Here is a 13,092-nt window from a genome sequence, read left to right as displayed (position 1 = left end):
CTCACCCTGCGCTTCCCGCCGTTCCTGCACCGCGCTCGCCGAGCGGACGCGCCGGTGATCCACACCGGCCGGTCCGGCACGACCCCCGAAGGAGGGGACACCATGCGGAAGACACTGCCCGTCATCAGCACCGGTCCGACAGCGGGGTCGGGCAGCTGTTCGACCGCCGCGACGGCACCGGCGGCCCGTCCCGGACTGCCCCGCTGGCGCCGTCGCGGTCTGCGCATCGCCCTGGTCCGCCACCACGACCTGTGCCTGAACACCCGTCAGATCACCCAGATCCAGAAGCGGGCCGGGGTGCTGCCGCACCTCGGGCTCGGCTACATCCACACCGCGCTGAAGACGGCCGGCTTCCACAACGTCATCCAGGTCGACACCCCGGCCCTCGGGCTGGACGCCGAGGGACTGCGCCGGCTGCTCGCCGACTTCGCACCCGACCTGGTCGGCGTCAGCACCACCACGCCCGGACTGCCCGGCGCCGTCGAGGCGTGCCAGGTGGCCAAGAGCACCGGCGCCAAAGTGATCCTCGGCGGCCCGCACACCGAGGTCTACGCGCGCGAGAACCTGCACCACGACTGCATCGACTACGTCGGTGTCGGCGAGGGCATCACGATCATGCCCGAGCTGGCCGAGGCGCTGGAGCAGGGCGACAGGCCCGACGGCATCCGCGGTCTGGTGAGCCGCGAGAGCGACGGCGGCGCGGCGCCCATGGTGAACCTGGAGGAGGTCGGCTGGCCGGAGCGCGGCGGACTGCCCATGGACCGCTACTACTCGATCATGGCGCCCCGGCCGTTCGCCACGATGATCTCCAGCCGCGGCTGCCCCTTCAAATGCAGCTTCTGCTTCAAGCAGGCCGTCGACAAGAAGTCGATGTACCGCAGCCCCGAGGACGTGGTCGGGGAGATGACCGAGCTGAAGAAGCGCTGGGGGGTGAAGGAGATCATGTTCTACGACGACGTGTTCACCCTGCACCGCGGCCGGGTCCGGGAGATCTGCGCGCTCATCGGCGAACAGGGCCTGAAGGTGCGCTGGGAGGCGCCCACCCGCGTGGACCTGGTGCCCGAGCCGCTGCTCAAGGCGATGGCCGGGGCGGGGTGCGTGAGGCTGCGGTTCGGCATCGAGCACGGCGACCCGGAGATCCTGCGGCGGATGCGCAAGGAGAGCGACATCGCCAAGATCGAGAAGGCCGTCACCTCGGCGCACGAGGCCGGGATCAAGGGGTTCGGCTACTTCATCGTGGGCTGGCTCGACGAGAGCCGGGAGCAGTTCCGCCGCACCATCGACCTGGCCTGCCGGATCCCGCTGGACTACGCGAGCTTCTACACGGCGACCCCGCTGCCCGGGACCCCGCTGCACACCGAGTCGGTGGCCGCGGGCCGGATCCCGAAGGACTACTGGGACAAGTTCGTGCGGGGCGAGTTCGACAGCCGGATCGGCTATCTGGTGCCCGACGCCCAGCACCGGGCCCAGGCCGCCTACCGGGCGTTCTTCCTGCGCCGCACCATGGTGAAGCCGCTGCTGGGCCACATGGCCGCGACCGGCCAGTGGCGCAACACCCTGGACGGCCTGCGCAGCCTGGCCCGGTCGACCTCCAACACCGACCGTGACTTCTGACGCGCCGGGCCCGGACACCCGCCCCCGTCCGGGCCCGCCGCCCCGCCTCAACGCACCGCTGCCCGCCCGCTCCCCGGCCCGCCGCGCCGAACCCTGGTGGCTGCGCCATCCGCGCCGCGCCATGGCCCGCGGCTTCCGCCCGCCGCCGTCCTGGGCCGTGCCGGTCCGGCACGTCCTGCCGGACGACGACGGCGGCCGGGACGAGCGGTACGGCCAGGAGGGTCGCGACATCCGGGAGGACCGGGACGGACCGGAGGGGCCCGGCGGGCGGGACGGGCGGGACGGGTCCGGTGCGCCGGACGGGGCCGGTACGCCGGACGGGGCCGGGCGCGCCGTCGCGGCCACGGACGAAGTACGGGCCGCGGCCGCCGCGTTGGGCCGCGAGGTGCTGCCCGCGCTGGCGCTGGTCGCGCCGACGTACGTGGCACGGGGGACGCTCGCCGAGCAGGAGGAGCGGCTCGACGCCCTGCTCGACCAGCTCGCGAAGGCCGGCGCGGCGCACCCCGAGGCGCCGTTCGCGCTCTTCGTGGGCATGCAGTGGTCCTGCGCCGAGGAGGAACGTGAGGCGCTGCGGCGGCTGCGGACGCTGGTGGGCCGGGCCCGGGACCGGCTGCCCCGGCTGCCGGTGTGCGGTCTCTCGCTGCCCGGACCGGGCAAGCCGCGTACGCTCAACGCCGCGATCGAGGTGGCCGAGGCGCTCGGCTGCGTGGGCGTGGGCTGGGTCGACGACGACGTGACGCTCGCCGAGGGCTGTCTGGCCCGGCTGGTGCGCGACTTCCTGGCGGTCGGCTGCCGGGGCGCGATGGGCGCCACGAAGGTGCCGCACACCAAGGAGTTCGCCACCTCGCGGCTGCTGGCCCGCGCCAAGGCCGTCGCGGCGCCCGCGACCGCCTACCCGCACGGCTGCTGCATCCTGGTCGCCACCGACGTGGTGTCCGGCGGTCTGCCGGGCCGCTATGTCTCCGACGACGGCTACGTCTGCTTCCGCCTGCTCGACCCGGACCTGCCCGATCCGCTGGCCCGGCTGCGGCTGGTGCCGGACGCCCGCTGCCACTACTTCGTCGCCGGGCCGGCGGGCGAGACCCGCCGCCGGATCCGCCGGCTGCTGCTCAACCACCTCGTGGACCTCGCCGACTGGCCGCTGCCGGTGGCCCGGTACTACTTCCGGCACGTCCTGTTCTCCGGACTGTGGCCGCTGACCGCCTTCGACGGTTCCCGCGGGCTGCGGCACGGCGTGCGCAAGGCGGCCATCAAGTGGCTGTACTTCGCGTGGTTCGCGGGCGTGGGCGCCGAACTGTACCTGCGCGGGCTGGCCGGCCGGCCGCTGCGCCGCATCGAGTGGGCCCCGTACTCGGCGGTCCGCACCCCCTCCCCCGCTGACCAGGAGCGCCGATGAAGGTACTGTCCCTGCACTCCGCCGGTCATGACACCGGCGTCGGCTACTTCGAGGACGGCCGGCTCGCGTTCGCCGTCGAGACCGAACGGCTCACCCGGGTCAAGCACGACCACCGCAGCGACATCGCCCTGCGCCATGTGCTGTCCCAGCCGGGTGTGGACGCGGACGGGATCGCACTGGTCGCGGTGAGCACACCGGTGCGCAGCGCGCTGCTGAAGATCCCCGACCTGGACGAGGCGATGCGGCGCATCGGCGCGGGGGCGCCGCACCACCGCACGGTGTGCGATCTGCTGGGGCGGCGGGTGGAGTGCGTGGTCGTCACCCACGAGGTGTCGCACGCCGCGCTGGCCGCGCACTACGCCGGGCACGAGGACGGCACCCTGGTCCTGGTCAACGAGGGCCGCGGCCAGCTGACCCGCAGCTCCCTGTTCCGGGTGGACGGCACCCGACTGACCTGGGTCGCCAAGGATCCGCTGCCCTGGTACGGCAACGGCTTCGGCTGGACGGCCATCGGCCATCTGCTGGGCTTCGGCAAGAGCCCGAGCGTGGCCGGCAAGGTGATGGCGCTGGGCGGCTACGGCAGTCCCGATCCGGCCGTGCGCGAGCAGTTGGCGGCCGTCGACCCGCGCGTGATGCACGATCTGGGCCTGGCCGAGGAGGTACGGGCCCGGCTCGCGCTGCGGCCCGAGTTCGCCCCGGAGTTCGAGACGGCCGCCCATGTGGTGGCCACCTTCCAGGAGTTGTTCACCGAGGCCGTGCACGCGGTCCTGGACCGGTACGCCACCCGTACCGCGACCGGCGTCGGCCCGCTGGCGCTGGGCGGTGGCTGCGCCCTGAACATCGTCGCCAACTCGGCGCTGCGCACCTCCTTCGGGCGGGACCTCGCCATCCCGCCCGCCTGCGGCGACGCGGGCCATCTGGCGGGGGCCGGGGTGTACGCGCTCACCTATGTGCTCGGGCAGCGGCCGGACCCGATCGGCGTCTACGGCAACGGCACCGGCGAAGCCCGCTCCGATGTCCTGGACGCGCTGGGCGCCGCGGGTCTGACACCCCGGGAGTACGACGCCGGGGCCGTGGTGCGGGTGCTGGCGGAGGGCGGTGTGGTGGCGTACACGCAGGGCGCCGCCGAACTGGGGCCGCGCGCGCTCGGACACCGCTCCCTGCTGGGCAGTCCGGCCGTGCCCGGGATGCGCAAGCGGATGAGCGAGGAGCTGAAGCGGCGGGAGTGGTACCGGCCGCTGGGCGCGGTGATGCGCGAGGAGCGCTTCGCCGAGCTGTTCCCGGACGCCCACCCCTCGCCGTACATGCTGTTCGAGTATCCGCTGCCGGAGGGGACCGCGCCCGAGGCCCGGCATGTCAACGGCACCTGCCGCGTCCAGACCCTGGGGCCGGGCGAGCGGCGGCTGCACGGGCTGCTCGCCGCCTTCGAGGCCGCCACCGGGGTGCCCGCGCTGATCAACACGTCCCTGAACGGGCCCGGCCGGGCCATCGCGCACACGGCGGCGCAGGTGCTGGAGGACTTCGCGGACAGCGGCGTCGATCTGTATGTCTTCGACGAGGTGATGGCCCACCGGGACGGATCCCGGTAGGCCGTCGCCGCGCCGCGCACCGCCGTCAGGGCGCCGTGTGCAGGGGGAGCAGCCGGTCCAGGACGTCGGTGGTGTACAGCTCGGTCACCGCCTCCAGACCGAGGGCGGCCGGCTGTTCCCGCACCGCGTCCAGGGCGTCGGCCCGCAACTGCCCGAGCAGCGCGGCGACTTCGGCGGCGGGGACGGCGCCGGTGCGCATCAGGTGTCCGAGGTTCCCGGCCCGTTCGCCGTTGCGGTCGTAGTCGGTGAGGTCGTCGGCGATGGTGATGATCGTGCCGAACGCCTCGGCGAAGCGGCGGGCGGGGCCCACCGACCCGGTCGCCCGGCCGCAGATCGCGGCCAGCGACCCGTAGCAGCCGAGGAAGGACGCCCCGTAGGTACTGGCACCGGCCCGCCAGCCGTCGAGGTCGCGGGCGTGGTGGCTCTTGACGCGGATCTGGCCGGTGCACACGGTGGTGAAGTCGTGCTCCAGGAGGTCGGTGACGGACCGGGGGTCCTCGGCGAGGGCGCACATCTCCCGCACCGCCGTCAGATGCAGGTGCAGGCACAGGCAGGCGAGTTCGACGCGGTTCAGTCCGGTGTCGTCGTCCATGAGGTCGTCGAGCAGCTTCATGGCGACGATGTCCGACACGAGGGCGCGGGCGACCCGGGCGCGCAGCGCCGGGTCGCCGATCCACTCGGTCAGGAAGTGCGGCACCCGCAGATAGAGCCGCAACGCGGCGGTGTGGGCGACGAGTCCGGGCGATCCGCCGTTGCGGGCGACGAAGTCCGTCACATGGTCGCGGTTGGCGGACTCGGTGGCGAGCATGGCGGTGGTGTACGTGTCCGGCAGGGCCAGGGTCACCGGGTGCCTCCCGCCATCTCGGTGAGGGTGGTGCGCCAGTCGAGGTGTTCCAGCGCCCCGGCGAAGCCCACGTAGTCGGCGCCCGCCTCCAGATAGGCGTCGACCTGTTCGCGGCGGCGGACGTTGCCGCTGACGAAGAGGATCTGGCCGGGGTCGAGCCGGTCGCGGAAGCGGCGTACCACCTCGGCCGGCACCCGTGCGTGGCGCGAGTACAGGTAGACCAGGTGGAAGCCGAAGCTGCGGGTGACCGCGATGTGCCGGTCGATCTGCTCGGTGCCCGCGGTGGCGACCGGCACGGTGCCGAGCAGGTCGCCGGTCCTGCGGTCCTCGCCGAAGGTGAGGGCGACGGTGAGCAGCAGTTCGGGCCAGTCGGCGCGCTCCGCCCGGCCGGGCAGGGCGGCGACGGTCTCCAGGCAGCTCTTCCAGACGTAGTAGTCGTCGCGGGAGCCGAGCAGAGCCGGGAGCAGCACGGCGTCGGCGCCGCGGGCCAGCGGGAAGCCGAGGCCCTTGCGCGGCGGGAAGTGCAGCAGCACCGGAAGGGAGCTGGCCTCCTTGATCGCCGCGATGTAGGGGTCCATACGGGTCTCGAAGGACTCGTAGTCGGTGCTGGCCAGGATGAGGGCGGGAAAGCCCAGGTCGTCGAGGACCTTGGCCTTCTCCACGGCCTCCTCCTGGGGCACCTTGAACGGGTCGATGATGTGCACCGGTCCGCGGGCGTGACCGCGCAGCCGGGTGAGGACGTCCCCCGGGCCGAGCAGTGGTGGCGCCGTGCGGACGGTGTCGTGCGGGACCGGATGCGGTGTGGTGTTCACCGGCCTTACCCCCTTGTCGTCCGGTCGTGGGTCCGGTCGCCGGGTGCGCCCGGCGCCGTCACGCGCGGGGCGCGTGGTCCGGCCGCCGCGGGGCCGGCGGGGCGACGGCGGCACCGGCTCTGGCCAGTGCGGCGACGACGGACGCGGTGGTGTAGAGCGCGTTGTTGTCCAGGACCAGGGAGCCGAGGGCGGCCTTGCCGCGGCGGCCGCGCTCCCAGCGCTCGCGTGCGTCGGGGTCGCGTTCGGTGGGGCCGGGGACCCGGCACCAGGCGGAGGGCCGCCAACTGCCGTCCGCTCTCTGGCTCGCCGTCAGGTACTCCACCGCCCGGTGTCCGGCCTCCGCCGTCGCGGCCCCGGCCCCGGCGGTGACGGCGCGCAGCGCGAAGGCGGTGGCGAAGGCGGAGCCCCGGGGTTCCTGCGCGGTGCGCACGGCGCCGTCCGGGCCGATGCGCCGCGCGGCCCAGCGGGCGGCGTGGCGTGCGTAGGGGCTGGGCGGTCGGGGCCGGCCGGCGGTGAGCGCCTCGGCGGCCAGGGCCGTGGGGTACTCGCGGTCGGGCCACCAGTAGGCGGGCCAGGCGCCGTCGGGGCGCTGGATGCGGCGGAGCCGGTCCAGGAGCCGTTCGCGCACCGGCAGTCCGCGCAGTCCGGCGGCCGCGGCGGTCACACAGGGGTGGCTCGCGTACCAGGCGTCCCAGCGGGGCGCCACGCGTTCCAGGAAGGGCTGGGCGATCTCGGGCAGATAGCTGGAGACGCCGTCGTCGGGCTGGCGGTGGGCGGCCACGAAGCGGTACCCCTCAGCAGCGCGGGGGTCGTCGTCCTCGCCGAGCGCCTCGGCCAGGCGCAGGACCCAGGAGGTGATGTCGGCGTCGCCGGGCACCTTCGGGCAGTAGCCCCAGCCGTCCGAGGGGCCGCGGGAGCCGCGCAGCAGCCGCCACGCCCCGGCCGCCGCCTCGCGTGCGGGTCCTTCGGGCAATTCCGCCAGTGAGGCGCCGACGAAGGCGGTGGCCCAGAATTGTCCGGGGCCGCGGACTTCGTAGTCGTTCCACCAGCCGTTCTCGTCGCGGGCCGACCGGAGGAATTCGGTGGCCGCCGACAGGGCCTGCCGCACCGGTTCATCGAGAGGTAATCGCTGAGCGCCGTTCACGTACTCTCCTTTCCGCGGAGAGGCGACGAGCCGGGCCACCGAGCCGGCGCGCGCTCATGCGGCGGCGGCCGGAGGATTTCCCGATCCTACACGCGTTCGTTTGGTCGAGGTAGGGCCGGATTTTCCCGGGCGGAAACGCACCGGCGGTGCCGGGCCGGGAGCGTACCGGCCCGGCACCGCCGAGGTGAACACCGCGCGCGGGGTCTTCACACGAATTGCATGTGGGCGCGCCTGCGCAGTCGTACGGACATCACCGTGCCGCTCGCCACCGCGAGCAGCGCCGCCACGACGAGGGCGTGCACGGTTCCGGAGGTGAGGGAGCCGTCGGCCGCGCCGTCCACGGCGTAGGTGATGATCTCCCGGGTGGACCAGAAGGGCAGCGCCTTCGCTGAGCTCTTGGCCGGGTCGATCACCATCTGGGCGCCGATGACGCAGATCAGCAGCAGGGTCCCTTCCAGGTCCCGGGGCACGGCCAGGCCGAGCAGCAGTCCGAGCGGGACCGCGACCAGGGTGGTCAGGGCCAGTTCGGCGGCCACGGCCTGCGGGTGCGCCACGTGCTGGTCGGTGGTCACGACGACGGCGTACAGCGCGGAGACGAGCAGTCCGGCGACGGTCAGCGCGAGGGTGCGGCCCAGGAAGAGGTGGCGGGGCCGGAAGCCGGACAGGGCGAGGCGGGGGGCGAGCTGACGGCCGGTCACCGCCGAGAACAGGGCGGCGGTGCTGACGGCGAAGCCGACGCCGAGGCTGGCGAACCGGATGGCCTGCCCGGCCTGGTCGTGCCGGCCGAGGTAGAACACCAGCGGCACCAGCAGGAGCAGCCCCAGGACGCCGCGGCGGCGCAGCAGTTCGCGCAGCGTCATCTCGGCCATGCGCAGGGTGCGGATCACCGGCGGGCCCCCCGGGTCGCGGGGGTGAGGTCCAGGACGTGGTCGACCTGGTCGAGCTGGTGGAGCAGGTGGGTGACGACGACGACCGCCCGGCCCTCCTCGCGCCAGCGCCACACGTTCTGCCAGAAGTCGACGTAGGAGCCGCGGTCGAAGCCCTGGTAGGGCTCGTCGAGCAGCAGGACCTCGGGGTCGGCGAGCGCGGACAGGACGACGTTGAGTTTCTGCCGGGTGCCGCCGGAGAGGTCCTTGGCGAGGGTGGTGCGGGCCACCGGCCAGTCCAGCCGGGCGGCGAGTTCGCGGCCGCGCCGGTCGGCGTCGGGGCGGCTCATCGCGGCGCCCGCGCCGAAGAGGGTGAAGTGCTCGCGCGGTGTGAGGAAGTCCATGACACCGGCGTCCTGCGGGCAGTAGCCGAGCCGTCCCGCGACGGTGACCCGTCCCTTGTCCGGACGGACGAGTCCGGCGCAGATCTTCAGCAGCGTGGACTTGCCCGCCCCGTTGCTGCCGACGACCGCCGCGACCTCGCCGGCCCGGACCGCCAGATCGACGCCGTCCAGGACGCTGCGGCGGCCGTAGCGCTTCACGATGCCGCGCGCGTGCAGCAGGACGTCGCGTCCGGCGTCGCCGGACGCGCCCGCTAACCGCTGTGCGGCGCTCGGTGCGTACTCCATGGATGTCACCCTCCTGCCGTCGCCCGCGGCGCGTGGCGCGGAACTCGGGCCTGTGTGCTGGTGGTTGCGGGGCCCGCGGCCGGCCGGGACCGGGCCGCCGGATGCCGGACGGCCAGTGTGCCGCACCCGGCCCCTCCGGCCCGCCGCAGGGGCGCCGGAACCGGGCGAACAGGTCCGCCGCCGCGGCCTCCGCCGTACCCACGCGCCACTTCTTCGTCCCCCGTATCGCGTGCCCCGGGTAAAAATCATCCGGGCCTTTTTCGGTCGTTCTCTTGATCCGTTCCCTGCATTTCCGTCGGCCGTCCCATGGAATTCGGCCAGGGGTCCGCCGGGTGTTCCGGCGGCTGTCCGGCGAATTCACCGGACGCACACAACCGCACCACGGCCATTTCGGCCAGAGCACCTCCCGCCGGAGTGCGCGGGACACCCGCTCTTGTGATCAGTCGGCGGCGCTGGTTAGCGTACGCCCGTCGCCCCGGCGAAATCCGCCGTATTCCCCGCGTGGTGCGGCGGTCGTGAAATCCACTCCTTCTCGCCCGGCGGGACGTGGATCCGGCGAAGGGACGGGTATGCCTGGGGGCATCGAGGACGGCCGCCTGTGGTGGCAGCGTGCGGTGGCCCGCGGATTCGATCCCGTGCCCGCGCCCGACGGGCCGGTGGCGCTGGTGCGCGGCGGCCGGGTGCTGCCCGGTCCCGAGGCGCCGGCCGCGCTGCCCGCCGGCGGGCTCGGGGTGCTGCTGCCCACCTATGTCGCCCGCTGCGGCCCGGACGAACAGCGCACGGCGCTGCGGCACTTGCTGGCCGCGCTCGCCGAAGTCCGCGCGGCCCGCCCGGAGCTGCCGCTGACGCTCTGGCTCGGGATGCAGTACGGCCCGGGAGAACTGGCCGAGGCCGTGCGCCGGTTGCGCGAGCTGACCGGCCCCGGGGCCGGGGACGAGACCGGGGCCGTGCGGGCGGACGCGACCGCGCCCGCCCCGCCGGACGTGGTCGGCTTCGCGCTGCCGGGTCCCGGGAAGATCCGCACCGTCAACGCGGCGCTGCGGCTGGCCCGGCCGCTGGGGCACACGGGCTGGCTGTGGACCGACGACGACGTACGGCTGGCGCCGGGGTGTCTGGTCCGGCTCGTCGACCGCTTCCTGGAGCGCGGCGCCACCGGCGCCGTCGGCGCGCACCTGTCCGCCCTGCCGCGCGCCTCGGCCGCCGCCCTCACCATGGACCGCGTCTCCCGGGTGACGGCGCCGCCCGCGCCGTATCCGGCGGCGGCCTGCATGCTCGTGGCCGCCGGCGTCCTGGCCGGGGGCATCCCGGCCCGCCGGCTCGCGGACGACGGCCATGTGCTCTTCGCCCTCCTGGACCCGGCCGCGCCCGATCCGTGGCACGACCTGGAGGTGCTGCCCGAGGCGCGGGGCTCCTTCTACCGGGTGGGCCGCGCCCACGACACGCTGCGGCGGCTGCGCCGCTCCCTGTACAGCCATGTGACCTGCACGGCCGACCACCCGTGGCCCGCCGCCCGCGTCTACCTCACCGAGGTCCTCTTCCACGGCCTGTGGCCGCTGGCGCCCTGGGACGGCTCCGGCGGACGGGTGCGGGGCGCCAAGCGGTGGGCCGTCAAGGCGGTGCAGGCGGCCTGGTTCTGCTCGGTCGCCGCGGGCCTGGCCGTCCGCGGCGCCCTGGGCCGCCCGCTGCGGCACGTGCCGTGGGGCGACGACGGCGACTTCCGCAGCCCGGCGGCCGAGGGGCGGCCCGGGGCCGTACCGGCGGCCGGGCACTGACACAGCACGGCCGCGCGGCGCGGCCCGGGAAGGAGACTGCGGTGCGGGCAACGGCACAGGGGGATCCGGCGGTGACCGTCATCCTGCCGCACTACGACTGCGCGGCCTATCTGGGCGCCGCCGTCGCCTCGGTCCTCGGCCAGGACCGGCCCGATCTGCGGCTGGTCGTGGTCGACGACTGCACGCCCGGCGAGAGCTGGACCGAGGCGCTGCGCCCGTACACCGGCGACCCCCGCCTCCACGTCCTGCGCGCCTCCCGCAACGTCGGGCATCTGCGCCTGAAGAACGAGGTGCTGCGCCGGGTGGACACCCCCTACGTGGCCTTCCAGGACGCCGACGACATCAGCATGCCGGACCGGCTGCGCCACCAACTGGCCCTGCTGGAACGGGACCGGGCCGACCTGGTCGGCTGCGCCTACGAGTACATCGACGCCGAGGGACACGGCTCGGGGCGGCGCCGGATGCCCCGCAACGGCAACCTGTGGCTGCGGCTGGGCCGCTCGACCGTCCTGCTGCACCCCTCCAGCGTGGTGCGCCGCGAGGTACTCGAACGGCTCGGCGGCTTCGACGGCACCGTGCGGCTGGGCGCCGACACCGACTTCCATCTCCGGGCGGCCCGGCTGTTCCGGCTGCGCAGCGTGCGCCGTGTCCTGTACCGCTACCGGATCTGGCCCGACTCCCTGACCCAGGCGCCGGACACCGGGTTCGGCTCCGCGCGGCGCCGGGCCTACACCGAGGCCATGAACGCGCAGGAGGCCCGCCGCCGCGCCGCCCGCACCCGCGAGGAACTGCTGCCGCTGCTGGTCGCCCCGCCCAACGACGTCGAGTTCACCCTGCACCCGGTGGCACCGGCCGGATGAGCACACGGACGAGCACCGTGAGCGCGGCGGACTTCACCGTGGTCGTGGCGGCGCCCGAGGGCGACGCCGAGCCCGCCCTGCGGTCCGTGGCCCGGCAGTCGCCGCCGCCCGCCGCGGTCGTCCTGGTCACCGGGGGCGGCCCGGAGCCGGAAAAGGGCGAGGTGCGCCCGGTCCGCGCGGCCCCCGGTGCGGCGGGCGACGCCTGTACGGCGGCGGCCCGCGCGGCGCGCACACCGTACGTGGCGTTCCTCCAGGGCCGGGACGAGGTGCTGCCGGGCTGGCTGGAGCATCTGGCGCGGGCGGCGGCCGAGGACGCGGCCCTGATCGAGTGCGGTGTGCTGCGGCTGCGGGAGAGCGGTCTGATCGACGGCATCGCGCTGCCGCCGGACGTGCCGGGCGGGGCCGATGTCGCCTACGCGGTGCGCCGCGCCCTGCTCGGCGAGTCGGACGGGGCGGTGCGCGGCGGCGGCCGGTACACGAGGGTCACCGTGCCCCGGCTGCTGGTGCGCCGCCGCACCGGCGAGGGCGCGGCCACGGGTGCCGCGGCCCGTGCCGCGCGCGCCGACGTCCTGCGCGCACTGTCCCCGGCCGCGCGCGCCGCCGAAGCGGACATCGAGCCGCCCCGGCCGGGCCGCCGCCCCGAACTGGTCTCGGTCGTGCTCCCGGTGCGCGACGGCGCGCTCACACTCCCCGCCCAGCTGGACGCCCTCGGCCGCCAGACGTACCAAGGGCCCTGGGAGGTCGTCGTCGTCGACAACGGCTCGGTGGACGGCACCCGCGAGGTGGCCCGCGCGGCGCGTGCGGTGCTGCCCGCGCTGCGGATCGTGGACGCCCGCGACCGGGCGGGCGAGAGCTACGCCCGCAACCGCGGGATCGCCGAGGCGCGCGGCGATCTGGTCGCCTTCTGCGACGCCGACGACGTGGCCGCCGAGGGCTGGCTCGCGGCGCTGGCCGCGGCGGCGCCGGACGCCGCGCTGATCGGCGGCAGCCTGGACACCGCCCTGCTCAGCCCCGCCCACGCCGACGAGCAGCCGCTGCCGATGACCGCGCAGACCGACTTCCTGCCCTTCGCGCGCGGCGCCAACTGCGCGGCGTGGAAGGAGGTGCTGGACGCCGTCGGCGGCTGGGACGAGCACTATGTGGGCGGCGGCGAGGACATGGACCTGTCGTGGCGGGCCCGGTTGTCCCACCACCGGCTCGGCTACGCCCCCGACGCCCGGATGCACTACCGGCTGCGCGGTGAACTGTCCTCCCTGGCCCGGCAGAAGTGGAACTACGGCCGCTCCGGCGCCCGTCTGTACGACGCCTACCGGCACGCCGGGTTCCGGCGCCGCGACGGCGCCACGGTCCTGATGAACTGGTCCTGGCTGCTGCTGCACTCCCCCGACCTCGCCCGCTCCCCCGCCCTGCGCCGCCGCTGGGTCCGCTACGGCGCCCGGCTCGCGGGCTTCCTGGCGGGCAGTGTGGAGCAGGGGGTCGCCTATCTGTGAGCGCGGGGGCGGGCCC

11 protein-coding genes are annotated in these 13,092 nt (G+C 74.8%); 6 read left to right on the top strand and 5 right to left on the bottom strand.

Annotation, left to right across the window (positions count from 1 at the left end):
* Positions 1 to 102: 102 nt before the first annotated feature.
* Genes A8713_RS30340 through A8713_RS30330 form a run of 3 tightly spaced genes read left to right on the top strand, consistent with a single transcriptional unit; the run spans position 103 to position 4,599 of the window.
* Complete coding sequence (locus A8713_RS30340; RefSeq protein ID WP_064536919.1) at positions 103 to 1,614, top strand: B12-binding domain-containing radical SAM protein; 1,512 nt, start codon at positions 103 to 105, stop codon at positions 1,612 to 1,614.
* Positions 1,604 to 3,010 (top strand): hypothetical protein, encoded by a 1,407-nt coding sequence (locus A8713_RS30335; protein WP_237305496.1) that lies wholly within the window; start codon positions 1,604 to 1,606, stop codon positions 3,008 to 3,010. The genes A8713_RS30340 and A8713_RS30335 overlap by 11 nt, the downstream gene beginning before the upstream one ends.
* On the top strand, positions 3,007 to 4,599 hold the full coding sequence (locus A8713_RS30330; RefSeq protein ID WP_064536918.1) for a carbamoyltransferase C-terminal domain-containing protein: 1,593 nt from the start codon (positions 3,007 to 3,009) through the stop codon (positions 4,597 to 4,599). Before A8713_RS30335 ends, A8713_RS30330 begins: the two co-directional genes overlap by 4 nt.
* A gap of 25 nt (positions 4,600 to 4,624) precedes the next feature.
* On the opposite strand, the gene A8713_RS30325 is transcribed toward A8713_RS30330, so the two are convergent.
* From A8713_RS30325 to A8713_RS30305, 5 genes are all read right to left on the bottom strand, one after another.
* Positions 4,625 to 5,443 carry a Moenomycin biosynthesis protein MoeN5 gene (locus A8713_RS30325; RefSeq protein WP_079159194.1) on the bottom strand — a complete coding sequence of 273 codons (819 nt, stop codon included), beginning with the start codon at positions 5,441 to 5,443 and terminating at the stop codon, positions 4,625 to 4,627.
* On the bottom strand, positions 5,440 to 6,255 hold the full coding sequence (locus A8713_RS30320; RefSeq protein ID WP_064537816.1) for a geranylgeranylglyceryl/heptaprenylglyceryl phosphate synthase: 816 nt from the start codon (positions 6,253 to 6,255) through the stop codon (positions 5,440 to 5,442). The genes A8713_RS30325 and A8713_RS30320 overlap by 4 nt, the downstream gene beginning before the upstream one ends.
* A 58-nt stretch (positions 6,256 to 6,313) precedes the next feature.
* Positions 6,314 to 7,363: a hypothetical protein gene (locus A8713_RS30315; protein ID WP_064536917.1), complete on the bottom strand. Its 1,050-nt coding sequence runs from the start codon at positions 7,361 to 7,363 to the stop codon at positions 6,314 to 6,316.
* A 242-nt stretch (positions 7,364 to 7,605) separates the two neighbouring features.
* A complete protein-coding gene (locus A8713_RS30310; protein WP_064536916.1) occupies positions 7,606 to 8,286 on the bottom strand; it encodes a hypothetical protein in 681 nt (226 codons plus the stop codon).
* Positions 8,283 to 8,954 (bottom strand): ABC transporter ATP-binding protein, encoded by a 672-nt coding sequence (locus tag A8713_RS30305; RefSeq protein ID WP_064536915.1) that lies wholly within the window; start codon positions 8,952 to 8,954, stop codon positions 8,283 to 8,285. The genes A8713_RS30310 and A8713_RS30305 overlap by 4 nt, the downstream gene beginning before the upstream one ends.
* Before the next feature lie 569 nt (positions 8,955 to 9,523).
* Between A8713_RS30305 and A8713_RS34755 the strand changes: the two genes are divergently transcribed.
* From A8713_RS34755 to A8713_RS32770, 3 genes are read left to right on the top strand one after another with little or no spacing between them, the layout of a single operon-like run.
* Positions 9,524 to 10,726, top strand: coding sequence for a glycosyltransferase family A protein (locus A8713_RS34755; protein WP_064536914.1), 1,203 nt, complete (start codon positions 9,524 to 9,526; stop codon positions 10,724 to 10,726).
* Between the two features lie 41 nt (positions 10,727 to 10,767).
* Positions 10,768 to 11,586: a glycosyltransferase family 2 protein gene (locus A8713_RS30295; protein ID WP_064536913.1), complete on the top strand. Its 819-nt coding sequence runs from the start codon at positions 10,768 to 10,770 to the stop codon at positions 11,584 to 11,586.
* Positions 11,583 to 13,076, top strand: coding sequence for a glycosyltransferase (locus tag A8713_RS32770; protein WP_237305495.1), 1,494 nt, complete (start codon positions 11,583 to 11,585; stop codon positions 13,074 to 13,076). Before A8713_RS30295 ends, A8713_RS32770 begins: the two co-directional genes overlap by 4 nt.
* Positions 13,077 to 13,092: the final 16 nt, after the last annotated feature.

Source organism: Streptomyces sp. SAT1 (assembly GCF_001654495.1).
Classification (GTDB): domain Bacteria; phylum Actinomycetota; class Actinomycetes; order Streptomycetales; family Streptomycetaceae; genus Streptomyces; species Streptomyces andamanensis.
Note: the sequence above shows the minus strand (reverse complement) of the source record. Positions and strands in the feature narration are given on the sequence as shown.

Excerpts from the sequence above, each read along its gene's own strand:
- A8713_RS30305 (WP_064536915.1), bottom strand. The coding sequence starts at position 8,954 with ATGGAGTACGCACCGAGCGCCGCACAGCGGTTAGCGGGCGCGTCCGGC.
- A8713_RS34755 (WP_064536914.1), top strand. The coding sequence starts at position 9,524 with ATGCCTGGGGGCATCGAGGACGGCCGCCTGTGGTGGCAGCGTGCGGTG.
- A8713_RS30330 (WP_064536918.1), top strand. The coding sequence starts at position 3,007 with ATGAAGGTACTGTCCCTGCACTCCGCCGGTCATGACACCGGCGTCGGC.
- A8713_RS32770 (WP_237305495.1), top strand. The coding sequence starts at position 11,583 with ATGAGCACACGGACGAGCACCGTGAGCGCGGCGGACTTCACCGTGGTC.
- A8713_RS30340 (WP_064536919.1), top strand. The coding sequence starts at position 103 with ATGCGGAAGACACTGCCCGTCATCAGCACCGGTCCGACAGCGGGGTCG.